Source organism: Allobosea sp. (assembly GCF_017308015.1).
In the GTDB taxonomy this organism is placed as follows: Bacteria; Pseudomonadota; Alphaproteobacteria; order Rhizobiales; family Beijerinckiaceae; genus Allobosea.
Genome location: NZ_JAFKFW010000016.1, coordinates 83831 through 108183, shown reverse-complemented (window position 1 = coordinate 108183; position 24353 = coordinate 83831). Strand labels below are relative to the sequence as shown.

Below are 24353 nucleotides of genomic sequence, written 5' to 3'. Positions count from 1 at the left end.
TTCGGGATTGGCTCTGTGACTGTCCGTCTGACGACGACGAAACTCACGACCAAAACGACGACCGGGAAAACCGGCCTGTCGCGCTGACGCTTCGCCTCGGTTCCGGGTCCATCTCCCCCCGGCGGGGAGAGATCGCCGAACCCGCCCGAGACCGGTGCGGGGCGGCCCCCAAAGGGAGATCCGAACCGCCTTATCCGCAAAGGATCACATCATGAGCTTCAAGGTCGCAGTGGTCGGTGCAACCGGCAATGTAGGCCGCGAGATGCTGGACATTCTCGCCGAGCGTGCCTTCCCCGTGGGCGAGGTCGTGGCGCTCGCCTCCTCCCGTTCGGTCGGAACGGAAGTCTCGTTCGGCGACAAGACGCTGAAGTGCAAGGCGCTGGAGCATTACGATTTCTCCGACACCGATATCTGCCTGATGTCGGCGGGTGGCGAAATCTCGAAGGCCTGGTCGCCTAAGATCGGCGCGCAGGGCTGCGTCGTGATCGACAATTCCTCTGCCTTCCGCATGCATCCCGACGTGCCGTTGATCGTGCCCGAGGTGAACGCCGCCGCAGCCGCCGGCTTCACCAAGATGAACATCATCGCCAACCCGAACTGCTCGACCGCGCAGCTCGTCGTGGCGCTGAAGCCGCTGCATGACAAGTTCGGCATCAAGCGCGTCGTCGTCTCGACCTATCAATCGGTCTCCGGCGCCGGCAAGGAAGGCATGGACGAGCTGTTCAACCAGACCCGCGCCGTGTTCTCGGCCGGCGAGGTCACCACCAAGAAGTTCCCGAAGCGCATCTCCTTCAACCTCATTCCGCATATCGACGTTTTCATGGAAGACGGCTTCACCAAGGAAGAGTGGAAGATGGTGGTCGAGACCAAGAAGATCCTCGACAAGAAGATCAAGCTGACCGCGACCTGCGTGCGCGTGCCGGTCTTCATCGGCCATTCCGAGAGCGTGAACATCGAGTGCGAGAAGCCGATCACCGCCGAGGAGGCGCGCGAGGTGCTGCGCACGGCGCCGGGCATCCTCGTGATCGACAAGCATGAGCCTGGCGGCTACATCACCCCGCATGAGGCGGCAGGCGAGGACGCGACCTATATCTCGCGCATCCGCGAGGATACGACCGTCGAGAACGGCCTCGCCTTCTGGTGCGTTTCCGACAATCTGCGCAAGGGCGCGGCGCTGAACACGGTGCAGATCGCCGAGGTCTTGGTCAATCGCAAGCTGATTCAGCCGCGCAAGCAGGCGGCCTGAAAGGGGCGGATCGCGCGATGACGAGGCGGGCTCCATGCCCGCCTTTTCTTTGCCGAAGCACGCATGTTCGGTGCGCCAACGCATGGAGAGCCCATGTTCTTTGCGCAGCGGATCGTGGTTGAAACGATTAGAGTAGGCGGCAGACTTCTCGCATCTCCGCCCTCCTTCGCGCCGAAGCCCTTGCCGCAACCCGTCATTCCTTCATCCGAGCCTGCATCGGACAAGCCCGTCACCTCGCTTCGGCGCGACAACGGCCTGCTCGGTATCGGCATCATGCTGCTCGCGACGGTGTTTCTGTCGGCGGGCGATGCGGCTGCGAAATATCTCGCGGCCAGCGTGCCGCCGCTCCATATCGTCTGGCTGCGCTACGTCACTTCCGGGCTGATGCTGCTCGCGATTGTCGGCTTCAGGGACGAATGGGCATCGCTGCGCACAAGGCGCCCCGGCATGCATCTGCTGCGCGGTTGCGGCGCAATCGGTTCGTCCATGCTGTTCGTATCGTCGCTGAAGCTTCTGCCGATCGCCGATGCGACGGCGACCAGCTTCGTCGCGCCGCTCTTCGTCACGGCATTGTCGATTCCGATGCTGGGGGAGCGCGTCGGCTGGCGGCGCTGGGCGGCGACGCTGGTCGGCCTGATCGGCGTGCTCATCGTCGTAAGGCCGGGCGGAGCCGAATTCCAGCTTGCCTCGCTGCTGCCGGCGCTCTCGGCCATGTGCTGGGCTTTCTCGCTGATCATCACACGCATGATGAGCGGAACGGAGAACCCGCTCGCGACCGTAACCTATTCCACCGTCTTCGGGGCGCTGGTCATGGCGGCGTTGCTGCCGCTGCACTGGGTGACGCCGACCTGGGAGATCGTCTGGGTCGGACTGTTCATCGGGGCGGTCTCGACGGCGGGACACTGGCTGATCATCATCGCCTTCCGCTATGCCGGGGCATCTCTGCTGGCGCCGTTCTCCTATGTCCAGCTCTTCTGGGCCTCGCTCTTCGGCTTTCTGCTGTTCTCGGCCCTGCCGGATGTCTGGACCTGGGTTGGTGCGGCGATCATCGCTGCGTCGGGGCTCTACACTGCCCATCGCGAGCGCATCCGCGCCAGGCAGATCGCCGGTTGAGGGAGCCGGAGCGTCAGCCGCGCGGCTTCGCTCCATAGCGTGCCATGAACATCGCGACCGCCTCGCCGACGACGCGGCGGATCTCGTCCTCGCTCGGGGGCGTACGGATGGCATTGAACAGGCGGGGTCGGGTCAGCGTCGACTGGCAGAGGTCGATGAACTGAACGGCGGCGAGGGCGGTGTCCCCAATCGCCAGCACATTCTCGGCCACCATCCGGTCTAGATAGGCGGAGATGAGCTTGGCGCCCAGCATAGGCCCATTCTCGTAAAAGCCGCGGCCGAGGTCCGGCATCCGCTCCGCGACGCCGATGACGACGCGATGGGCGCTGACGGCAAATTCGGCGTTGATCATGCGCACGAGGCATTGGCCGAATGTGCTGAGGGCCCGGACAGGGTCGGAATCCTCGTTCAGCGCTTCGAAGGCGCCGCGCTTCTGCGCTTCCCGCTCGCGTTCGATCAGGGCGACGAAGAGATGTTCCTTGTCCTCGAAATAGACATAAAGCGTGCTCTTCGAGACATTCGCGGCAGTGGCGATATCGCTCATGCTGGCAGCGTCGAAACCGCGGGCGATGAAGACCTGATGGGCTCCGTCGAGGATCTGCCGCCGCTTGTCGGGATCGGCGCCGGCGACGCGATGATTGCGCGCGACGGCTTTAACGCGGTCTTTGGCGATCTTGGTCATCATTCCCTGGCGGAGGGGTCGCTCCGTGCGTGCTGCAAAAATAAATCGAACCAAGCGGTTCGATTTGACTTGATATGCATCATAGCCCGCGCTATTTCAAGCGCAATCGAACCGTTTGGTTCGAATTGACATGCAGGACGCCCGATGTCTGCTGAAACCGTTACCGAACAGCGCCGCGACCGGCTGAGGCTGGTCGACGCAAAGGCCGAAACCGCCCAGCCGGCCGAGCCCGCCACCGCCCGCGATGCGCAGGCCAGGAGCGCTTCGCCTGAAGCGGCAGAGGGCAGATCCAAATCCGGAAAGAGCCCGCTGAAGCGCGGTGCGCTGCTCGTCGTGGCGGCAGCCGTCGTCGGCGCCGGGCTCTGGTACGGCATCGACTGGTGGCGGAACGGCCGCTTCATTGTCTCGACCGATGACGCCTATGTCGGCGCCGAAATGGCGACCGTTTCGGCCAAGCTCGCCGCGAACATCGCCTCCGTCTCGGTACGGCAAAACCAGGAAGTCAAGGCCGGGCAGCCGCTCGTCGCGCTCGATGATGGCGACTGGCGGATCGCGCTCGATAGTGCCCGCGCCAAGAGCGCCACGGCGCAGGCGACGCTGGCCCGCATCGACAGCCAGGTCGAGGCCGCCCGGGCTGCTCAGTTGCAGGCGCAGGCGCAGCAGAACTCGGCTGAGGCGGCGGTGACGCGCACGGCCGCCGATTTCGACCGTGCCAACAGTCTCGCAGCCAAGTCCTACGGCTCGCAGGCGACCCTCGATGCTGCGACCGCGGCGCGCGATCAGGCGGTCGCCGCGTTGGCGAGTGCCAAGGCCGGAGTCGTGCAGGCGCAGGCCAACATCAAGGTGCTGGAAGCGCAGCGCATCGAGGCCGCCCGTCAGATCGACGAACTCAAGCTGGTCGAGCGGAAGGCCGAGCGCGATCTCTCCTTCATGAACATTGCCGCGCCGATCGACGGCATCGTCGCCAATACCAACGTCCAGATTGGCGACCTCGTCGGCGCCGGCAAGCGCCTGATGTCGATCGTTCCGCTCGACCAGGTCTATGTCGACGCCAATTTCAAGGAGACACAGGTCGGGCCGCTGAAGACGGGCGACAAGGCAACCGTCACCGTCGATGCCTTGCCGGGACAGGTGTTCCACGGCACTGTCAGCGGTATCGCCGGCGGTACGGGCTCGGTCTTCACGCTGTTGCCGCCGGACAATGCGACCGGCAATTTCACAAAGATCGTCCAGCGGGTGCCGGTGCGCATCGCGCTCGACAGGGACGCAACGGCACAGCACGTGCTGCGGCCGGGCATGTCGGTCGTGGTTTCGATCGATCCGCGGCCGGCCGCACAGCGCTGATGCGGGATCGCGCGATGAGAAGCGACCGGCTCGCAGCTCCGTGACGGAGCCTCTTTCTGACGATGGTCCCATATCGGCGCGGCAGCGGCTCACGCTGCGGCGCGCACGGGAAAACAGCCCCGAGGAAAGGTAGGCCACCATGGCCACCGCAACCCTGAACGCTCCGGCGGGGGCGTCGCCGGCTTCGGACGCCATTCCGCTTCGCCGGATCCTCGCCTTCATGGCGATGGTGTTCGGCATGTTCATGGCGATCCTGGATATCCAGATCGTCTCGGCTTCGCTCGCCGAGATTCAGGCCGGCCTCTCGGCGTCCTCGGACGAAATCGCCTGGGTCCAGACCGCCTATCTGATCGCCGAAGTGATCATGATCCCGCTTTCCGGCTATCTCAGCCGGGCGCTGTCGACGCGCGTGTTCTTCTCGATCGCGGCGGCGGGCTTCACCATCGCCAGCGTGCTCTGCGCCCAGGCCAATTCGATCAACGAGATGATCCTGTGGCGGGCGGTGCAGGGCTTCATCGGCGGCGGCATGATTCCCGGTGTCTTCGCTGCGGCCTTCACGATCTTCCCGCCGTCCAAGCGGCCGATCGTTTCGCCCTTGATCGGCCTCGTCGCGACGCTCGCGCCGACGATCGGACCCACCGTCGGCGGCTATCTCAGCCATGCCTTCTCATGGCACTGGCTCTTCCTCGTCAACGTCGTGCCCGGCATCGCCGTGACGATCGCTGCCTGGATGCTGATCGATTTCGACAAACCCGATCACAGCCTGATCAAGCGCTTCGACTGGCTGGGCCTGCTCTCGATGGCCGCCTTCCTCGGCAGCTTGGAATATGTGCTGGAGGAGGGGACGCGGCTCGACTGGTTTCAGAGCCACGAGATCGTGCTCTTCTCCATCATCATGGTCGTCGGCGCGGTGATGTTCTTCTGGCGGGCGCTGACGCGCGACGACCCGCTGGTCGATCTCTACGCGTTCAGGAACCGCAACTTCGCCTTCGGTTCGCTGTTCTCCTTCACCATGGGCATCGGCCTCTACGGCCTGACCTATCTCTATCCGGTCTATCTCGGGCGCATCCGCGGCTATGACGCGCTGATGATCGGGGAGACGATGTTCATCACCGGTCTCGCCATGTTCCTGACGGCCCCCTTCGCAGGGCGGCTCTCGGCAAAGCTCGACCCGCGCGTGATGATGATGATCGGGTTCAGCGGTTTCGCGCTCGGGACCTGGCTGGCCTCGGGAATCACTGCAGACTGGGATTTCCACGAACTGCTCTGGCCGCAGATCCTGCGCGGCTGCTCCCTGATGCTGTGCATGGTGCCGATCAACAACATCGCGCTCGGTACGCTGCCGCCGCATCAGCTCAAGAACGCGTCGGGCCTCTACAATCTGACTCGCAATCTCGGCGGAGCCGTCGGGCTTGCGGTCATCAATACGATGCTGAACACGCGCACCGACCTGCATATCACCCGGCTGCACGAGATGGTCGTCGCCGGGCGCCAGGTGGCGGAGGAGGCGATCGCCAATACCGCGCAGCGATTCAGCGATTTCGGCGATGCGGCGCAGACCATGGCGCTCGCCCTGATCAACCAGCGCGTCCACAAGCAGGCGCTGGTCATGGCCTTCGGCGACGTCTTCCTGGGGCTGACGGTGATCTTCGGCAGCCTGGTCGTGCTCTCGCTGTTCCTGCGCAAGCCGCCGAAACCCACCGCGAACGGTGGAGGCGGCGGCCACTAGCCCGCTTCCGGGAAAGTCCGATGCCTCCGCCGGGGCGCAGGCATCCGCGCGATTGCTGGCGGCATGCGCTCAACGCGTAACATCGGCGCGATGATCACGCCGATGTGCAGTGGGCGCTGCCCGATGTCGCACTCCCAAAGATTGACATCTGATCGCTGCTTTGCCAAATATAGTAACAATATCAGTAGTTTAGATGTTTTCTAAACTACGTGCCGGGTTTCGGCATGGTGGAAGGCGTTACGATGAGCGTTCTGGCGAGCAAGGATCAGGATCACAGGCCGGCGGCGGCCGATCATATCCCGTGGCCGCAGAAAAGTCCGACGAGCTGCCCGATCAGCGCCGTGAAGGCGCGACTGCGGACGGCGGGGCTCAGGCCGACGCGTCAACGCATGGCGCTGGGCTGGCTGCTCTTCGCCAAGGGCGACCGCCATGTCAGCGCCGAGATGCTCTATGAGGAAGCGCTGCGGGCGCGCGAGCCGCTCTCGCTTGCGACCGTCTACAATACATTGCGCCAGTTCTCGGAGGCCGGCCTGCTGCGTCAGGTTTCCGTCTCCGGCCCGAAGACCTTCTTCGACACCAATGTGTCGGAGCACCACCATTTCTACAACGAGGACGACGAGACCGTCACCGATATCCCGGGCTCCATGATTCAGGTCGCCGGCCTGCCGGATGCGCCCGAAGGCATGGTGATCTCCTCGGTCGAGGTCATCGTCCGCCTGCGCAGCGCCGATGGCGAGGCGGTCGAGACCAAGCGGGTGGTGGGCCACCACGCGTGATCGTCTGTTCCTGCAACGTCCTGTCCTGCGGCCAGATCAAGGGGACCGTCGCTGCCGACGGCAGTGGTCCCCGGACAGCGGGCGAGGTCTATGATTGCCTGGGCTGCAGCCCGGATTGCGGGCGCTGCGCGCGAGAGGTCAGGTCGCTTCTGGCGGAAGCCCGTGCGGTCTGTGCGACACAGTGCGGCAGTTGTGCCAGCCGCGAGATCGAATGCGCGGTGCATGTCTCGGTCGGGCGCATGTTCGATGGGATCGAGCTGGGCGAGGAGAGCGTCGCGGCCTGAGGTCGGCGCTCTGACAGCGTTTCGAGCAAGCGCGTCGCGGCTGAATTTTTGCCCTTCACTTCGGATCAGACCGTGCCTACATTAGGATTATTCTAATGTGGATTGCGGAGTGTATCTCATGAAGGGCGACAAGAAGGTCATCGAGTATCTCAATAAGGGGCTGCGCTCGGAGCTCACGGCCATCAACCAGTACTGGCTGCACTACCGCATGCTCGACAACTGGGGCCTGAAGGAGATGGCCAAGACCTGGAAGAAGGAATCCATCGAGGAGATGGTTCATGCCGACCGCTTCGTCGATCGCATCCTCTTCCTGGAGGGCTTTCCCAACCTGCAGACGCTCGACCAACTCCGCATCGGTGAGACCGTCAAGGAAGTGATCGAGTGCGATCTCAAGGCCGAGATCGAGGCGCGCGCGCTCTATCAGGAGGCGGCGAAGTACTGCCGCGAGGTTGGCGATTTTCCGTCCGAGGACCTGTTCAAGGCCCTGATGAAGGACGAAGAAGGCCATATCGACTTCCTTGAGACGCAGCTCGACCTGATCGCGCGCGTCGGCATCGAGCTCTACACTCAGAAGCATATCGGTGGCCTTGAAGGCGACGACCACGACCACTGAGTCTCGTGTGTCAGGGCGTGGCGCCTCGGCGGCGCGCCTTTTCGAGTGATCGGCGATGTAAAAAAGGCCCGCCGGATGGCGGGCCTTTGATGCTTTCAGCGAAGCGGCGGCGTGTCAGATGAAGCTGACGTCGGCAGCTTCCGGGCCCTTACGGCCGGTGCGGATCGAGAAACGAACGCGCTGTCCGTCCATCGGCGGCTGCAGGCCGCTGCGACCGAGCGACGAAACGTGCAGGAAGACGTCCGGGCCGCCCTTGTCCGGAGCGATGAAGCCGAAGCCACGATCCGAATTGAAGAACTTCACGGCGCCGTCATAGGGACCTTCGACCGGGCCGCTGTCGCGATCCTGAAAGCCGCCGCCGCGCGGGCCGCGATCGCCGCCGCCGTAGCCGCCGCGATCGTTATAGCCGCCACGGTCGCCACCATAGCCGCCGCGGTCCCGATCGCCGTAGCCGCCGCCGAAATCATCGCGCGGAGGGCGGGGCGAAAAGGCACGGGGAGCCGGCGCGGTCTGCGTCGCCGTGGAGGCGTCGATCTCGTGGATCGCAACGACCTGGAGGCCGCGCCGACCTTCGCCGAGATCGGCGACGATCGTTGCGCCGGGCAGCAGGTCCTGCTGATCCAGTGGACCGATGGCCGAAACATGCAGGAAGACATCGCCCGAACCGTCGGAGGGCGATGCAAAACCGAATCCCTTCTCTGGGTCGAACCACTTGACCTTGGCTTCGATGTTTTCGTGCGTGACGAAAGGCTGGGCAGCGGGAGGCTTGCGACGATCGAACATGGAGCTTCAAATATGAGTGACCGGGAGCACGCAACTTAGCTCATGCCGGGCGCGCCGTCATCGGGGTCAATGCGAAATTATTGCACGATATTTCACACCTTTATAGCGGTTTTCGACCCCCGTCCCCAACACCATCCGTCGCTTTCGTTATGCGTTACGCGCATGTGACGGTCGGATTTTTGACCGATCCCGTCGCGGGATCAGCAAAAATGCCGCAGTTCATCCTCTTGCAATCTTCCGGGCGGAGTCCGATCTGCAAGGCCAGTCAGGGAAGACAACGCCTCCTGGTCGGTCAGCGCGACACATGCGCGATTCAGGAGATGACAATTGGTCCGTTCGCGACAATCCGGCAGAAGCGCCGGCGACGGCGTGATCCGGCGGCTGTGGCCGACGGAGCGCGATCTTTTCAGAGAGCACCTGCTCAGGCTCGACCCCGTCACGCGCCATCAGCGCTTCGGCACGGCGGTGAATGACGCATTCCTGGACAATTACGCCAGGACGACTTTCGGCGTCGGCGGGCTGGTCTATGCCTATATCGTCGACGGGGCGGTGCGCGGCGCCGCAGAGTTGCGCGGTCTCGACGACATCATCGCCCAGACCGGCGAAGCGGCTTTCAGCGTTGAAGCGCCCTGGCGCGGGCGCGGCGTGGGCGCCCAATTGTTCGGCCGCCTGATCACCGCCGCGCGCAATCGCAGCATTCGCACGCTCTATCTGACCTGCCTGCCGGAGAATGCGGCGATGCGCCGGCTCGCGGCGAAGTTCGAGGCCGATCTCGTCGGCGGCTATGCCGATGTCGAGGGCGTGATCGCGACCGGAGGCCCGACGCCCTTTACGATTCTCGACGAGGCGCTCGACAACGCCAAGGGCTTTGCGGCAATGGCGCTGTCGCTGCAGAAGAGCTTCTGGCCGGGTGCGTTGCTGGCTCGGACCTTTGGGGCCTGAACGTAAACCTGCGACGGAAGCGTCGCCGATCCAGTTATCGTCGTGCTCGCCTGCGAGCGAGCATCCGCGTCTTGCCGCCGGATTGGGCGAAGCAAGGCCCGGATGCTCGGGACAAGTCCGACCATGACGTGATCAGTTTCGTATTTACCGGCTCATCGACAGCGAGGCGCCGGACTTGGTCACTGCGCCGTCGAGCGCGCCCGAGCCGGAACTGCGCAACCGGGCGGCGACCGTGCCGCCTTGCTGGTAGAGATAGACTTCGCCGTCCCGGAAATCCCAGGCCGAGATCTTCTGCAGGTCCTTGTTGGCGCAACCCGACGAGGAGGCGCGGTAGAGGTCGAGCGTCGGGGTGCTCGACAATTGTACCCGGCAGGTGCCGCCGGTCGCTTCGCGCGCTGTCCAGCCGCCGACGACGCTGGTGCGGCTGGCCGAGGGAGGGGGCGCTGCAGCGGGGCTCTGGCCGAGGCCGGCGACCTGGCTGCTGCTGCCGCGCAGGCCAGGAGCCTGGTCCGGCTGGCTGGCCGGAGGCAGGGTCTGGCCCTGCGGCGCGCCACCTGCATTGGGATCGAAGAACGGATCCTGCGGCGGGGGCAGGGCGCCGCCGCCCTGCGAGCCGCCTGCGACGGGATAACCGCCGGCCTGGGGAGCTCCCGCAGGATAGCCGCCCGGCGGCGGCAGCGGTTCCGAGGTGATCGGCGCCGAACTCACCGGCGGCGCGGACGGCAGCGCGGGCTGGCTGTAGGAGGGCGGGTTCATCACCGGGCCGCTGAAGCGTTGCGAACCGGCACAAGCCGTCAGCGCCAGCAGGGGAAGCAGGGCGGCCGTGCGCTTCAGGGCGGCGGTCGGAGGAGTCTTGGTCATCGTCATGCGGCGCGGGTTCCGATCTCGGTCAGCCGAACGTTGCGTCATTATCAGGGAACTCAATGAACGCGGCATGAGCATGGTCTAGCGCAGGCCTGCTACGTTGCGAACCCTTGATGCCGGTTCCGGTTCCGCCCCGGCGGGCTCGATCCTGTGAAAATGGCCTGCGCGCCGGTGCGAGCAGGCCATTTTCGATTTCAGCCCCGAGGGTGACTCCTCAGCCCGCCTTGCGCTTGTTCTGGCGATTGGCGACGAGGTCGTCGACGACCGCTGGATCGGCGAGGGTCGACGTGTCGCCGAGCGCGCCGAACTCGTCCTCGGCGATCTTGCGCAGGATGCGGCGCATGATCTTGCCGGAGCGGGTCTTGGGCAGGCCGGGTGCGAACTGGATCAGGTCCGGCGAGGCGATCGGGCCGATCTCGTTGCGGACATAGGCGACGAGTTCCTTGCGCAGCGTTTCGCTGGGCTGCTCGCCGGTCATCAGCGTGACATAGGCATAGATGCCCTGCCCCTTGATATCGTGCGGGTAGCCGACGACGGCGGCCTCCGAGACGGAGGGGTGCGCGACCAGCGCCGATTCGACCTCGGCCGTGCCCATGCGATGGCCGGAGACGTTGATGACGTCGTCGACGCGGCCGGTGATCCAGTAATAGCCGTCGGCATCGCGCCGGCAGCCGTCACCGGTGAAGTACTTGTTGGGATAGGTCGCGAAATAGGTTTCCTCAAAGCGCTTGTGGTCGCCATAGACCGTGCGCATCTGGCCGGGCCAGCTCTCGGCGATGACCAGATTGCCCTCGCAGGCACCCTCCAGGACCTTACCCTCGGCATCGACGATCTCGGGCTTCACGCCGAAGAAGGGCCGTGTCGCCGAACCCGGCTTGAGCTGGGTGGCGCCTGGCAGCGGCGAGATCAGGATGCCGCCGGTCTCGGTCTGCCACCAGGTGTCGACGATCGGGCAGCGGCGCTCGCCGACGACGCGGTGATACCACTCCCAGGCTTCCGGGTTGATCGGCTCGCCAACCGAGCCGAGCAGGCGCAGCGACTTGCGCTTGGTCTTCTTCACCGGCTCTTCGCCGGCGCCCATCAGCGAGCGGATCGCGGTCGGCGCAGTGTAGAAGGTGTTGACCTTATGCTTGTCGATGACCTCCCAGAAACGCGAGATCGTCGGATAGGTCGGGATGCCCTCGAACATCAGCGTGGTCGCGCCATTGGCGAGCGGCCCGTAGAGGATGTAGCTGTGGCCGGTCACCCAGCCGACATCCGCCGTGCACCAGTAGATGTCGCCGTCGTGGTAGTCGAAGACGTACTGGTGGGTGATCGCGGTGTAGACGAGGTAGCCGGCGGTGGTGTGCAGCACACCTTTCGGCTTGCCGGTGGAGCCGGAGGTGTAGAGCAGGAAGAGCGGATCCTCCGCCTTCACCTCGACTGGGGGGCAGTGGCCGGAGACCTTGGCCGCCTCATCATGGTACCAGCGGTCGCGGCCTTCCCTCATGGTGATGTTGCCGCCGGTGCGCCTGACGACGATGACGGTCTCGATGCCGCCCTTCACCTTGTCGTTTGCGGTGTCGACGTTCTTCTTGAGCGGGACGGAGCGCCCGCCGCGCAGACCCTCGTCCGCGGTGATCACGATCTTCGAATCGGAATCCTCGATGCGGCTCGCCAGCGAATCGGGCGAGAAGCCTCCGAACACCACCGAATGGACTGCGCCGATGCGGGCACAGGCGAGCATCGCATAGGCCGCCTCCGGGATCATCGGCAGGTAGATGGTGACGCGGTCGCCCTTCTTGACGCCGTTGGCCTTGAGGACGTTCGCGAACCTGCAGACCTCGGTATAGAGCTGGCCGTAGGTGATCTTCTTCGACTCGCTGGGATCGTCGCCTTCCCAGATGATCGCCGTCTGCTTGGCGCGGGTCGCGAGATGCCGGTCGATGCAGTTATGGGCGACATTGGTGGTGCCGTCCTCGAACCATTTGATCGAGACCTTGCCCGGCTTGTAGCTGGCGTTCCTGACCTTGGTGTAGGGCTTGAACCAGTCGATGCGCAGGCCCTGTTCGCCCCAGAACTTGTCGGGATCCTTGATCGAGGCCGCATACATCTTCTTGTACTTGGCGTCGGTCGCCCAGGCCTTCTTCGACCAGGAAGTCGGGACATCGTAGATGATTTCGGACATTCGGGTGTCTCCCCAGACCTGGGCCGTCTGTGTTGCGCTGGTCCGCCTCCGGATGGGCACGGCGGACGTCGCTTCTTCGATTTCGACACATCATAGGATGCACGCGCGGCGCGGCAACCCATTGTGCATCGCACTTTCGTGGCAGGGGCAGGCCGCGAATGCATGAAAGCGAGCCGAAAAGCCTCTGGGCCGTCTTATCCGATGGTCGAATCGACTTTTGGACCGGCTTTCACTGCCGATTATTATTCAGAGCCCGCCCATCTTGCAGACGATGTCCCACTCCTCGTCCGTCACCGGCTGGACCGAGAGACGGAAGGAGGTCACGAGCGACATCTTCGCGAGCTTCGGCTCGGCCTTGACGGCGACGAGCGTGACAGGCTTGGGCAGCGGCTTCACCGCCTTGAAGTCGACGAGGACCCAGGGCTCGCCCGGAATCCAGTTATAAGCTTCCTTGATGACCTCTACGATGCCGACGACCTCGAGACCCTCGTTGGAATGGTAGAAGAAGACCTCGTCGCCCTGCTTCATCGCCATCAGGTTGAGCTTAGCGGTGTGGTTCTTCACCCCGTCCCAATGCGTGCCCTTGGCGCCGGCCTTGACCTGGTCGTCCCAGGACCAGACGGATGGTTCGGATTTGATCAGCCAGTGAGCCATCAGGCTTCGTCCTCCTTGAGCGGCACCGGCGGCTGCGAGGCCGCCTCGCCCTGTTCGTTCCAGAACCGCACCATCTCGCGGGTGAGCGCGGCGTAATCCTTGGGGTCGAGCTCGACGCGGACCTCGCCCTCGCCGAAGGGCAGGATCAGCACGAAGCGATGCGTGCCCTCGGCCCGGCGCTTGCGATGCTGGATCACCGGGCCGGCGATGCGGCCGGCCAATGGCACCGGACCGCTCTCGGCGACGAGCTCCGAGCCCGTCGTCTTCTTGACCTCGGCGATGCCGCGCGCGACGCGCTTCGTCAGGTCGGACCAGTCTCCCGCCATGCTCTCCTCCCTCACTCCGCCCGGATCGGCCGCGCCAGCAAGGCGGCGACCGCGTCGTGCACGCCGACATGGCCGGCGATGACCGCGGCCACGGCCTCGGCGATCGGGGTCTCGACCTGCTTTGCCCGCGCCATTTCGACGAGTGCCGGCGCGGTGAAGGCACCCTCCGCCAGCTTGCCGCCGGCCGCCTCGGCCGGTTTTTTGCCCTGGCCGAGCGCTAATCCATAGGAGAAATTGCGCGATTGCGGCGAGGCGCAGCTCAGCACGACATCGCCGAGGCCGGAGAGGCCCATCAGCGTTTCCGGATCGGCACCGTAGGCTTCGCCGAACCGGCGCAGTTCGGCGAAGCCGCGCGCGACGAGCGCAGCGCGGGCGCTCTCGCCAAGCCCGAGCCCGACCGCGATGCCGGCCGCGATGGCGAGCACGTTCTTGGCCGCGCCGCCGATCTCGACGCCGCGTATGTCGGCTGAGTGGTAGATGCGCAGAGCGGACGAACTCAGCGCCTCGGCCAGCGCCTGCGCCAGATCGGGGTCGGCGGCTGCGAGCGTCACCGCCGTCGGCAGTCCTCGTCCGATATCGGCGGCGAAGCTCGGCCCGGAGAGAATGGCGGCGGTCGCACCGGGCCAGGCCTGCTCGATGACCTCGGTGACGAAGCGGCCACTCGCCTGTTCGATGCCCTTTGCGGCCGAGATCACCGGCACGCGGGGCGGCAGGGTTCCGGCCAGCCCTTCGCAAGCCGATCGCAGGGCCTGCGTCGGCACGGCGACGATCAGCGCATCGCAATCGGCGAGGACGACCAGCGAGCTGGTCGCGCGGATGCTGTCGGGCAGATCGATGCCGGGGAGGCGCGGCGCCTGCCGCGTCTGTTCGACGGCTTCGATGGTCGTGGCATCGCGGGCCCAGAGCCGGACTTTGCGCCCGGCGCGGGCCGCGGCGAGCGCCAACGCGGTGCCGTACGCGCCGGCGCCGACGACGCCGATGCTGCTATAGGCGATGCGCGAGCTCATGCGGCGGTCGACGGCGCAACCGAGAGCTCGTCCAGGGGCCAGCGCGGGCGCGCGACGGCGCTCATGTCGTCGACGAGGCCGAGCCTGAGACGTTCGAGGCCAGCCCATGCGATCATCGCGCCATTGTCGCCGCAGAGCGCCAGGGGCGGAGCGACCATGGGCAGGCCGGCTTCGGTCGCGAGCCGGTTGAGCCCGCTGCGGATCGCCTGATTGGCTGCAACGCCGCCGGCGACGACGAGCGTCGTCGGGCTGATGCCGGCTTCGCGGCAGGCGCGCAGGCCGGCGCGGGTGCGGTCGACCATCACGTCGACGATCGCTGCCTGGAAAGAGGCACAGAGATCGGCGACATCGTTGTCGGAGAGGGGCGCGATCCGCTCGGCGACCAGACGGACCGCGGTCTTGAGGCCGGAGAGCGAGAAGTCCGGGCTCGGCCGTCCCTGCATCGGGCGCGGGAAGTCGAAGCGCTCGGGATCGCCCTTGGCGGCTTCGCGCTCGACCGAGGGGCCGCCGGGATAGGGCAGGGCCAGCATCTTGGCGATCTTGTCGAAGGCCTCGCCGACTGCGTCGTCGATGGTGCCGCCGAGCTTGAGATAGTCGCCGACGCCGCGCACGGCGAGCAACTGGGTGTGGCCGCCGGAGACGAGCAGCAGCAGGTAGGGGAAGGCGAGATCGTCGGTCAGGCGCGCGGTCAGCGCATGCGCCTCGAGATGGTTGATGGCGATGAAGGGCTTGGCCGTCGCGAGCGCGATCGCCTTGCCGGCAGTGAGGCCGACCATGACGCCGCCGACGAGGCCGGGGCCGGCCGCTGCTGCGACAGCGTCGATATCGCTTGGCTTCAGATCGGCATTGGCGAAGGCGCGGGCGATGATGCGGTCGATCGCCTCGACATGCGCGCGCGCCGCGATCTCGGGCACAACGCCGCCGTAGGCGGCATGTGCGGCGATCTGACTCAGTACCTCGTTGGAGAGAATCTTGCTTTCGCCGGATCGCTCGACGGAGACGATCGCGGCTGCCGTTTCGTCGCAGGTCGTCTCTATCCCCAGTACACGCATGATCGGTCGACTTGTCTCGCGGAATGAGGGATCAGGGTCCAGAACTGCCGTTCGGCGGTTCCGTGCCGGCAATTCCTTCGTATAGTGCGCGAGGGGGCACAAGGCCAAGAGGCGCGTCAGCGACCATGGTGGCAGGAACGGAAAAGGAGACGGCATGGGCAGGATCATTGTTCCGCCTCAATGCGGCATGATCGCGGAATGCTGCACGGTTCGCGGATCGTCCTGCGGTCGCCGGTTTTTTCAGGAGCTGTGAATGCGCGTCTTCGTCTTTCGCCCTCGTCATGATGCCGAACGGACGGCGCGCACCATTGCCGAACACGGCTTCGAGCCGGTGGTCGCGCCGCTCTTCGAGGTGGTCCGGCTGCCCGGTGAGGCGCCGGCGGGAACCTTCGATGCGATCGTGGTGACCAGTGGCAATGCCGTTCCAATGCTGGCGGACGGGCCGGCGGCGTGGCGCGATCTGCCGATCTTCGCTGTCGGAGCGCGTACGGCGGCCAAGGTCCGCGAGGCGGGGCTGGAGGATGCACGCAGCGCCGATGGCGACCGTAACGACCTGATCGAGCTGATCCGGCGGACGCTGCCTTCCCCCGCAAAACTGCTGATGATCGCCGGGCGCGACCGCAAGGAGGACGTGCCGGACCGGCTGCGCGAGGCCGGTTACGATGTCGCGCTCTGGACGGCTTATGCGGCCGAGGCGGTTCCGGTCTTGCCCGCGGACACCCAGGCGGCGCTGCGGCACGGCAAGGGCGATGATGCGGCCATGCACTACTCGGCGCGTGGGGCACGGACCTTCATCGCTTTGACCCAGGCCGCCGGCGTCGCCGACGAGGCGCTTGAACTCACCCATGTCGTGATCTCGGCCGCCGCAGCAGAACCGCTGATCGCGGCGGGGGCGAGCACCGTTCTGGTGGCGGAGCATCCGGAAGAGGCCGGCATGCTCGCCGCGCTGGAACAGGTTTCGGCGCGCGAGCGTCTGACCGATCCGGCACGACCGGAGGCGCGAGGCGGTCTGCAACGCACAGCGCCGACCATCGCGCTGAAGGCGGAGCCGACGACGGCCGAGCCCGCGGAGAACGCCGATGCTTTGTCGCATGCGCCGGAGGCGGTCGCTCCGACCGAGGCCCTGCCGCGAGAATTCGCCCCACCACCGGTCGAGCCGGCGCGCGCGGCTGTCGAGCGCGAGATACCGGCTCGCACGCCCTGGCTCGCGGTGGTCGCAGCCGGGCTCGTCGGCGGCGTGATCGGCGGAGCGCTCGTCAGCTATGCCCTGACGAAGCCGGCCTCCTCGGGTGGCACCGAGGTTATCGCCGAATTGCGCAGCCGGCTGGAGGCTACGCAGGCGAGCACGGCGGCGGCCGATCGCAAGGCGGTCTCCGCCTTGGATGCAGCCGCCAAGGCCGGCTCCGAACTTCAGGCTGTGACAGCGAAGATCGCTTCGCTCGGCAGTACGCAAGCGCCGGATACGAGCGCTTTCAGCGCACAGGCACAGAGGGCCGAAGCGGCTGCGGCGGCCGTCGGCCAGCGCCTGGACCAGATTGCTGCGCGGCTCGGCAGCGTCGAGACGCAGGCGAAGGCCATGTCGGATGCGAGTCCCGAGGCGATGGCGGCGGCGCGGATCGTGCTCGCGGAGCGGGTGCAGCGGGCTCTCGCCAGCGGGAAGCCCTTCGCCGGCGATATCGCGGCGCTGACGAAGAGCGGCGTGACGTCGGCCGATCTGGCTGCGCTGACGGCGGTCGCCACCGCAGGCGCGCCGACGCGCGAGGCCCTGCAGGCGGGTTTCCGCAAGCATGGTGCGATGTTCCAGCGCGAGGTGATGCCGGCTTCCGAGAGTTGGAGCGACAAGCTGCTCGCTCTGGCCAGTCGGGTCGTCACGGTCCGTCCGGTCGGAGACAGTGGCTCGACCGATCCGGCGACGCTGCCGATCCGGCTCGAAGCCGCTATCGCTGCAGGCGACATCGTCAAGTCGGCGGCCCTGTGGAACCAGTTGCCGGAGCCGGCGCGCCGTGCCAGTGCGGAATTCGGCGCCGATCTGCAGAAGCGTGCCACGGCGGATGCGGCGATCGCCAAAATCGCGCAGGATGCGGTCGCGGCGCTCGGCGCGGCCGGCTGACGGAGGGTTGAGGGGTCCATGGTTCGCGTTCTCGTCTACCTCGCCGTCTTCGCCTGCCTCGCCTTCGGTGCCGTCTGGCTTGCCGACCGGCCGGGCGAGGTCTCCGTGCTCTGGCAAGGCTATCGTATCGAGACCAGCGTCGCGCTGGCGGCGATCGGCGTCGTCGCGCTCGCCTTCCTCGTCCTGCTGATCTGGGCGATCTTCCGCTTCGTCTTCGGCCTGCCTTCGGCTTTCAGCCTGTCCTCGCGGGCGCGGCGCCGCGCACGCGGCTTCGAGGCCGTCTCGCGCGGCATGGTCGCGATCGGCGCTGGCGATCCGATCGCTGCCGGGCGCTATACCGGCGAGGCGCGCCGTTTCGTTCCGGGCGAGCCGCTGACCCTGCTGCTGGAGGCGCAGGCCGCCCAGTTGAGCGGCGACCGGGCGCAGGCGGAAGCTGCCTTCAAGGCGATGCTGGAGAAATCCGAGACGCGCGTACTGGGCCTGCGCGGGCTCTTCGTCGAGGCCAAGCGGCGTGGAGATGTTGTCGCTGCCCGCGCCTTTGCCGATGACGCGGTTCGCCGCTCGCCCTCGCTGGCCTGGGCCAATGATGCCCTGCTCGATTTCCACACGCAGGCCGGCGACTGGCAGGCGGCCCGCACTGCGGTCGAGCGCCGTGCTGCGCTCAGGCTCGCAGACAAGGCCGAGGCACGTCGCCAGCGCGCGGTGCTGCTGGCAGCCGAAGCGCTTCAGGCACGGGATAACGAGCCCGAGAAGGCGCTCGCCGCCGCTCTGGAGGCGGTCAAGCTCGCGCCGGCCCTGACGCCGGCCGCTGCCTTGGCCGGGCGGATGCTCGCCGAGCGCGGCGATGTCCGCAAGGCTTCGAAGCTGCTGGAGGCCGCCTGGAAGGACGCGCCCCATCCCGATATCGCTGCGGCCTATCTCGATGCGCGGCCGGGCGACAGCGCGCTGGATCGTCTCAACCGGGCCGTCACGCTGACGAAGCTGCGCCCCTCCGATCCGGAAAGCGTGCTGGCGCTGGCCGGCGCGGCGATCCAGGCACGCGAATTCCAGAAGGCGCGCGAGGCGCTGAAGCCTTTGCTGGCGGGCGGCGCGTCGGTGCGGGCTTGCCTGCTCATGGCAGAGCTGGAGGATGCCGAGCACGGCTCTGCCGGCCGTGTGCGCGAATGGCTGGCACGGGCGACGCGGGCGCCACGCGACGCCGCCTTGGTGGCGGACGGGCTGGTCTCCGACCATTGGATGCCGGTCTCGCCGATCACCGGCCGGCTCGACGCCTTCGTCTGGACTGTGCCGCCTGCGACGCTCGGAAACCGGACACGGGCCGCCGACGACGTGCTGGCCGATCTCGATGATTCCACCAAGCTGATCGAGGCCAAGGCGGAGAACATCACGACGATCGAGCCTGCTGCCGTGGCGCCGCCACCTTCGCCGCCGCCTCCGCCCGCGCCGAAGGAAGAGCCCACGCCGGACCCGGTCGCCGCTGCCGCGCCGTCGGCTCCGAAGGAGGAACCGAAGCCGGCTGCCGAGCCGAAGCCGGTGGAAGCGGTCGTCGAGCCCGCGAGGCCTGCTGAACCGAAGCCTGCCGAGGCCAAGCCGGTCGAAAGCAAGCCCACGCAGCGCGAGGTGGCGTCGCCCAAGCCGGTGATCTTCCCGGTCTCGCATGCGCCGGATGACCCGGGACCGGAGGAGGAACCGCCGCCGGAACCGAAGAAGGGTGGCTTCAGGCTGTTCGGTTGAGTTCGCCAGTGGCGTCATTCTCGGGTGGAGCGAAGCGCAAACCCGAGAATTTCGCTCAGGAAGTGGCGCTGGAGCCTCCGTGTCGTGTGAAGCCCGGGTCAAGCCCGAGCATGACGGCGGGTGAGCATAACGGCGCCTGCAGCGGAAAAGGCGTGCGGCCGAGGCGCTTGCGCCTTATAGCGACGCGATGACATCCATTCTCGATCCGAATGCCAGCGTCACCCTGACGGTTGGCCCCGAGCAGGCCGGCCAGCGCCTGGACAAGGCGCTCGCCCTGCTTGCGGGCGAGATCTCGCGCGCGCGCCTGCAGCAGGTCATCAAGGAGGGTGGGGTCAGCCTCAACGGCGCTGTCTTCAGTGATGGCAGCCGCAAGGTGGTCGAGGGCGACACGATCGCGCTGATCATGCCGGCGGCGAAGCCGGCCGATCCTGTCGGACAGGATATTCCGCTCGATGTCGTCTACGAGGACGAGCACCTGATCGTGATCGACAAGCCGGCAGGGCTCGTCGTTCATCCGGCCGGCGGGCATGAGGACGGAACGCTGGTCAATGCCCTGATCGCGCATTGCGGCGAGAGCCTGTCCGGCATCGGCGGCGTCCGGCGGCCCGGCATCGTGCACCGGCTCGACAAGGATACGAGCGGTCTCCTCGTCGTCGCCAAGAACGACCGGGCGCATCAGAAACTCGCCAAGCAATTCGCCGACCATGGTCGCACCGGCCCGCTGCAGCGCGCCTATCTTGCGATCGCCTGGGGAGTACCGCGCTTGCGCGAGGGCACGATCGACGCACCGATAGAGCGCTCGACCCGCAACCGCGAGAAGATGACCGTGGTGAAGGAAGGGCGCGGGCGCGAGGCGATCACGCATATCGAACTGCTCGAACGCTATCCGCCGTTGCTGAAGGGGCTCGACGAGACCGAACCGCTGGCGAGCCTGATCGAGTGCCGGCTGGAAACCGGGCGCACGCATCAGATCCGCGTGCACATGAGCCATATCGGCCATCCCCTGCTGGGCGACCGGCTCTACGCTTCGGGCTTTGCGACCAAAGCCGTTCGTCTGCCCGAGGATGCGCAAGCGGCGCTGGCTGCGCTTGGGCGGCAGGCGCTGCATGCGGCGATCCTCGGATTCGAGCATCCTGCTACCGGCGAAGAGATGCTGTTCGAATCCGAGCCGCCCGAGGATTTTGCGAAACTGCAAGCAGCGCTCGCGCGGCTGTGAGCGAACCGGGCGGTTTTGCCACCTTTCCGCCAGAGTGAGTTCGCATATACTGGGGTTGTTCGGATGCGGATGGCCAAGGGGGCGCCGCAAGCGAGCGTTCCAACCGAACCGATGACGGTTTCCTGCGTTGGATCGTTTTGCCGGATCCGAAGCCTGCGCGAAGGTTGATCGCGCGGAGGGCCTGCCGCCAAGCGGGGGCCTTGATGAGGAGAACGAGCATGGCGAGTGCTTCGCTGCCCGTCCTGTCCGCCGAAGGCGGGCTGTCACGTTATCTCGATGAAATCCGCAAGTTCCCGATGCTGGAGCCGAGCGAGGAATATATGCTGGCCAAGCGCTGGCGGGAGCATGGCGACCGCGATGCGGCGCACAAGCTCGTAACCTCGCACCTGCGCCTCGTCGCCAAGATCGCCATGGGATATCGCGGCTACGGCCTGCCGATCGGCGAGGTCGTGTCGGAAGGCAATGTCGGCCTGATGCAGGCGGTGAAGCGCTTCGAGCCCGAGAAGGGCTTCCGCCTCGCCACCTATGCGATGTGGTGGATCAAGGCCTCGATCCAGGAATATATCCTGCGCTCATGGTCGCTCGTGAAGATGGGCACGACGGCCAACCAGAAGAAGCTGTTCTTCAACCTGCGCAAGGCCAAGAGCAAGATCTCGGCGCTGGGCGAGGGCGATCTGCGCCCCGACCAGGTCAAGCAGATCGCGACCAAGCTCGGCGTGAACGAGCAGGATGTGGTCGACATGAACCGCCGCCTCGGCGGCGACGCATCGCTCAACACGCCGCTGCGCGAGGATGGCGAAGGCGAATGGCAGGACTGGCTCGTCGACGATTCGGAAAGCCAGGAGCGCCGCCTTGCCGATTCCGAGGAGGCGGATAACCGCCACCTGGCGTTGCGTGAGGCACTGGAAGTGCTTAATCCGCGCGAGCGCCGCATCTTCGAGGCGCGCCGCCTGGCCGAGGACCCGATCACTCTGGAACAGCTCTCGGAGGAGTTCGGCGTGTCGCGCGAGCGCGTGCGCCAGATCGAGGTCCGCGCTTTCGAGAAGGTTCAGGAGGCCGTCAAGAAGGCGATCACCCGCATCGAGGCGCCACGCGCCGCGCTGCCGGCGGCCTGACCGATCTGCGTTGCGAGAATTTGAAGGGGCGCCGCGAGGCGCCCCTTTTTCATATCCGCATCATTCTCGGGCGATGGGTAACATCGACCGAGAAACACATGCCGGAGGAGGCGCCAGCGGCCTCTTGTTCGAAGGTGCTTGGATCAAGCTCCGGGCATGGCGGCTTGCGCATGCCTCAATATAGCGGCTGCAACGGCTGTAGCGGCAGACGGAAGGGGCCGATGAAGACCCGGCCCTCGCGTAGCGAGACCGGCGGCAGCGTGGTCAGGCCGGGTGCCGAAGCGCCACCCCCGCGCCCGCCCAGGAAGCCGCCGAGACCGCCCAGCAGATTGCCGATGCGCAGGCCACCGATCTGCTCGATGCCAGCCGCTGCGAGCTGGAGATCGCCGGCGATGCGATGCTGCGGATCGAGCAGCAGCTGGCCGCTTCCGTCGACGCGGGCCTTGCCCTTGGTCGAGACGAGGCGGGTCAGTTCGACGGTGCCGTTGGCGGCGCGCCAGCTTTCCAGTGCATCCGGGTTGAAGCCCTTGCGGAAGCTCTCGGCCTGGGTCAGCGTCGCCTGCAGATCGATCTCGCCGGCCTCGCTATTGCCGAGCAGCGCATCGATGGCCGGCAGGATCGTGCCTTTGGCGGTGATGGCGATGTCGACGGCCTGATCGGTAGCGGGGCGCGTCGGATTGCGACGCAGATGCGCTTCCAGCGTGGCCGCGCCCCAGTTCTCGGTGGCGAGGCCGGGTGTCGTCAACACGCCACGCGGCTCGCTGGCGACGAGCGCGAAACGCTCCGGGCTGCGCCATGCCAGGCTGGCGTCGAGATTCTTCCAGGTCAGGTCGAGCACGCGCCCTTCCGGCAGGGTGACCTTCGCCGGGCTCGATGCCTCGAAGATGACGAGGCCGGGCGAATAGATCTGGCCGACCGCGACGGTGGTGCCGGTTTCGACGCGCACGGCATCGCCCCAGCGGGTCGAGGTCAGGGTCAGCGCATTGCAGCGCAGTTCGATGCGGAAGGGAAAGCCGCCGATGCTGCGGTCGGTGCAGGTCCAGGTGCGGCCGCGTTCAATCTCGCGGGCCAGTGCAACGTCGATCTCGGTGGCGATACGGTTTCGCGCATGGAACCAGAAGGCGCACCAGGCGGCGGCGAGGACGACCAGCAGCATGAAGGGCCCGTAGAGCCAGAAGCGGCTGCGGCGGCGCGTCGGGAGGGGATCGGTCATGCGGCAGGCGTTCCTTGCGCAGGTGCGGACGGGTCGTTAGATCGCCGGGGTCGCTTTCGCGGGCGGTCTATCGCGTTGTCGTGTCACCGGATTTGCCTGAAAGGCGGATATCGCTTTTCGGCCCGATGGTTTAGCCGGACACACGGGAAGGCGCCAGAGCAAGCGATCCGAACGAGCCGGCAGCCCCAGCAAGCAGGTCGGCGCGGCCAAATTATGGGATGGCGATGACGACCGAATTCGGCGCAACCGATCTCTGGGTCTTCGGTTATGGCTCGCTGATCTGGCGGCCGGGCTTCGCCTTCGAGGAAAGTGCGCAAGCGCGCCTCCACGGCTATCACCGCTCGCTCTGCGTGCTCTCCCATGTGCATCGCGGCACGCCGGAGCGGCCGGGGCTGGTGCTGGGGCTGGATCGCGGTGGGGTCTGCCGCGGCCTCGCCTACCGCGTCGCGGCCGGGCGGGCGCAGAAGACGGTGGACTATCTCCGGGCGCGCGAGCAGGCGACGGCGGTCTATCTCGAACGCCATGTCGCGCTGAGGCTGGAGGATGGCCGGCAGGTGCGCGGGATCGTCTATGTCGCCGATCGCAAGCACTTGCAGTATGCCGGCAAGTTGCCGCCCGCCCAGTTGCTCAAGCTGGTGCGCGAGGGCAGAGGACAGTCCGGCGAGAACCCGGACTATGTTCTGCAGACGCATGAGCATCTGCGCAAGATGGGGATATTCGATCCGGTTCTGGCGGAGCTGGCCCAGCAACTGGCGCCAGGGCTCGGTGCGCCGCATCCGCCATTGGCGGGTTAGAGCATTCCGCGTTCTCCGAAACGCGAAAACGCCTTAGCCATTTGTTTTATCGTATTATCCTTACGCGAACCGGTATCCACTCCGCTCGGAAATGCTCCTGATCAGCCTTCCGGATTCGCTTCCGGCATCAGGTCGAGCAGCGCGGCGCGGCGGCTCATCCCGTCCTCGGCCAGGAGGTGGACATGAATCTCGCAGGCGCCTGCGGCGATCACCGCGCGCTGCCAGCGAGCGAGTGCGGCCTCGATGCCGAAGGGGCCGGAATCGCGGGCGGCGATAACGCGCCGATCGGCCGAGATCGCGAGCAGGACCGCATCGGTGAAACCCAGCGCATGGGTGTCTTCGACGGCGAAGACCGAGGCGACATAGCGCCGGCCGGAGCGGCCGCGCCAGGCGGTGAAGCGGCGTTCGCTGAGCGCAGCGGCACTGCGCAGCGGCATCTCACGGGCGGCCGGCGCCTCGTCGAACAGATCGGGGGTGTAGCGATAGGCGAGAGCGGCCATATCCGTTCCTCCAGTGATAGGAACAAAATGGGAACGATGCGGGCATAAGTCAAGCACCACCGGCGATGAGGCCGGCGCTTTCACGCTCT

23 protein-coding genes are annotated in these 24353 nt (G+C 66.3%); 13 read left to right on the top strand and 10 right to left on the bottom strand.

All coding sequences use genetic code 11. The annotated features are described in order from the left end of the window. The first annotated feature begins 211 nt into the window (after positions 1-211). Together J0I42_RS14800 and J0I42_RS14795 are read left to right on the top strand one after the other, a co-directional pair. Complete coding sequence (locus J0I42_RS14800; protein ID WP_291655817.1) at positions 212-1246, top strand: aspartate-semialdehyde dehydrogenase; 1035 nt, start codon at positions 212-214, stop codon at positions 1244-1246. A 180-nt stretch (positions 1247-1426) separates the two neighbouring features. Continuing rightward, the gene (locus J0I42_RS14795; protein ID WP_291655816.1) at positions 1427-2359 is read left to right on the top strand and encodes a DMT family transporter; all 933 of its coding nucleotides are present in this window, start codon (positions 1427-1429) and stop codon (positions 2357-2359) included. 13 nt (positions 2360-2372) lie between these two features. On the opposite strand, the gene J0I42_RS14790 is transcribed toward J0I42_RS14795, so the two are convergent. Next, the gene (locus J0I42_RS14790; RefSeq protein WP_291655815.1) at positions 2373-3041 is read right to left on the bottom strand and encodes a TetR/AcrR family transcriptional regulator; all 669 of its coding nucleotides are present in this window, start codon (positions 3039-3041) and stop codon (positions 2373-2375) included. 144 nt (positions 3042-3185) lie between these two features. Between J0I42_RS14790 and J0I42_RS14785 the strand changes: the two genes are divergently transcribed. The 5 genes from J0I42_RS14785 (at position 3186) to bfr (ending at position 7787) form a co-directional block, all read left to right on the top strand. Beyond that, a complete protein-coding gene (locus J0I42_RS14785; protein ID WP_291655814.1) occupies positions 3186-4385 on the top strand; it encodes an HlyD family secretion protein in 1200 nt (399 codons plus the stop codon). A 139-nt stretch (positions 4386-4524) separates the two neighbouring features. After that, entirely contained in the window at positions 4525-6114 is a 1590-nt protein-coding gene (locus J0I42_RS14780) for a DHA2 family efflux MFS transporter permease subunit (RefSeq protein ID WP_291655813.1), read from the top strand. Positions 6115-6356: 242 nt separating this feature from the next. Continuing rightward, entirely contained in the window at positions 6357-6890 is a 534-nt protein-coding gene (gene irrA / locus J0I42_RS14775; protein WP_291655812.1) for an iron response transcriptional regulator IrrA, read from the top strand. Then, positions 6887-7174 carry a (2Fe-2S)-binding protein gene (locus J0I42_RS14770; RefSeq protein ID WP_291655811.1) on the top strand — a complete coding sequence of 96 codons (288 nt, stop codon included), beginning with the start codon at positions 6887-6889 and terminating at the stop codon, positions 7172-7174. The genes irrA and J0I42_RS14770 overlap by 4 nt, the downstream gene beginning before the upstream one ends. A 118-nt stretch (positions 7175-7292) precedes the next feature. Beyond that, entirely contained in the window at positions 7293-7787 is a 495-nt protein-coding gene (bfr, locus tag J0I42_RS14765; RefSeq protein WP_291655810.1) for a bacterioferritin, read from the top strand. A 114-nt stretch (positions 7788-7901) separates the two neighbouring features. Here the strand turns inward: bfr and J0I42_RS14760 are convergent, their stop codons facing one another. Continuing rightward, the gene (locus tag J0I42_RS14760; RefSeq protein WP_291655809.1) at positions 7902-8570 is read right to left on the bottom strand and encodes a cold-shock protein; all 669 of its coding nucleotides are present in this window, start codon (positions 8568-8570) and stop codon (positions 7902-7904) included. A gap of 369 nt (positions 8571-8939) precedes the next feature. On the opposite strand from J0I42_RS14760, the gene J0I42_RS14755 reads away from it, so the two are divergent. Continuing rightward, positions 8940-9512, top strand: coding sequence for a GNAT family N-acetyltransferase (locus tag J0I42_RS14755; protein ID WP_291655808.1), 573 nt, complete (start codon positions 8940-8942; stop codon positions 9510-9512). A gap of 144 nt (positions 9513-9656) precedes the next feature. On the opposite strand, the gene J0I42_RS14750 is transcribed toward J0I42_RS14755, so the two are convergent. The 6 genes from J0I42_RS14750 to tsaD all read right to left on the bottom strand — a co-directional run bounded on the left by J0I42_RS14750 (position 9657) and on the right by tsaD (position 15582). Next, positions 9657-10379: an AprI/Inh family metalloprotease inhibitor gene (locus J0I42_RS14750; RefSeq protein WP_291655807.1), complete on the bottom strand. Its 723-nt coding sequence runs from the start codon at positions 10377-10379 to the stop codon at positions 9657-9659. A gap of 211 nt (positions 10380-10590) precedes the next feature. After that, the gene (acs, locus tag J0I42_RS14745; RefSeq protein WP_291655806.1) at positions 10591-12543 is read right to left on the bottom strand and encodes an acetate--CoA ligase; all 1953 of its coding nucleotides are present in this window, start codon (positions 12541-12543) and stop codon (positions 10591-10593) included. Between the two features lie 246 nt (positions 12544-12789). Further along, positions 12790-13197: an EVE domain-containing protein gene (locus tag J0I42_RS14740; protein ID WP_291655805.1), complete on the bottom strand. Its 408-nt coding sequence runs from the start codon at positions 13195-13197 to the stop codon at positions 12790-12792. Continuing rightward, positions 13197-13523 carry a hypothetical protein gene (locus J0I42_RS14735; protein WP_291655804.1) on the bottom strand — a complete coding sequence of 109 codons (327 nt, stop codon included), beginning with the start codon at positions 13521-13523 and terminating at the stop codon, positions 13197-13199. Before J0I42_RS14735 ends, J0I42_RS14740 begins: the two co-directional genes overlap by 1 nt. A gap of 11 nt (positions 13524-13534) precedes the next feature. Then, positions 13535-14530: an NAD(P)H-dependent glycerol-3-phosphate dehydrogenase gene (locus J0I42_RS14730; protein WP_291655803.1), complete on the bottom strand. Its 996-nt coding sequence runs from the start codon at positions 14528-14530 to the stop codon at positions 13535-13537. Beyond that, positions 14527-15582: a tRNA (adenosine(37)-N6)-threonylcarbamoyltransferase complex transferase subunit TsaD gene (gene tsaD, locus J0I42_RS14725; protein ID WP_291655802.1), complete on the bottom strand. Its 1056-nt coding sequence runs from the start codon at positions 15580-15582 to the stop codon at positions 14527-14529. The genes J0I42_RS14730 and tsaD overlap by 4 nt, the downstream gene beginning before the upstream one ends. A gap of 253 nt (positions 15583-15835) precedes the next feature. On the opposite strand from tsaD, the gene J0I42_RS14720 reads away from it, so the two are divergent. From J0I42_RS14720 to rpoH, 4 genes are all read left to right on the top strand, one after another. Beyond that, entirely contained in the window at positions 15836-17692 is a 1857-nt protein-coding gene (locus J0I42_RS14720; RefSeq protein ID WP_291655801.1) for a uroporphyrinogen-III synthase, read from the top strand. An 18-nt stretch (positions 17693-17710) separates the two neighbouring features. Continuing rightward, positions 17711-19426 (top strand): heme biosynthesis HemY N-terminal domain-containing protein, encoded by a 1716-nt coding sequence (locus J0I42_RS14715; protein ID WP_291655800.1) that lies wholly within the window; start codon positions 17711-17713, stop codon positions 19424-19426. 187 nt (positions 19427-19613) lie between these two features. Next, positions 19614-20642, top strand: coding sequence for an RluA family pseudouridine synthase (locus J0I42_RS14710; RefSeq protein ID WP_291655799.1), 1029 nt, complete (start codon positions 19614-19616; stop codon positions 20640-20642). 218 nt (positions 20643-20860) lie between these two features. After that, on the top strand, positions 20861-21757 hold the full coding sequence (gene rpoH, locus J0I42_RS14705; RefSeq protein WP_291655798.1) for an RNA polymerase sigma factor RpoH: 897 nt from the start codon (positions 20861-20863) through the stop codon (positions 21755-21757). A 175-nt stretch (positions 21758-21932) separates the two neighbouring features. Here the strand turns inward: rpoH and J0I42_RS14700 are convergent, their stop codons facing one another. After that, on the bottom strand, positions 21933-22970 hold the full coding sequence (locus tag J0I42_RS14700; protein ID WP_291655797.1) for a DUF2125 domain-containing protein: 1038 nt from the start codon (positions 22968-22970) through the stop codon (positions 21933-21935). Between the two features lie 224 nt (positions 22971-23194). On the opposite strand from J0I42_RS14700, the gene J0I42_RS14695 reads away from it, so the two are divergent. Further along, positions 23195-23764 carry a gamma-glutamylcyclotransferase gene (locus J0I42_RS14695; protein ID WP_291655796.1) on the top strand — a complete coding sequence of 190 codons (570 nt, stop codon included), beginning with the start codon at positions 23195-23197 and terminating at the stop codon, positions 23762-23764. 101 nt (positions 23765-23865) lie between these two features. On the opposite strand, the gene J0I42_RS14690 is transcribed toward J0I42_RS14695, so the two are convergent. Then, on the bottom strand, positions 23866-24264 hold the full coding sequence (locus J0I42_RS14690; protein WP_291655795.1) for a hypothetical protein: 399 nt from the start codon (positions 24262-24264) through the stop codon (positions 23866-23868). Between the last annotated feature and the right edge of the window lie 89 nt (positions 24265-24353).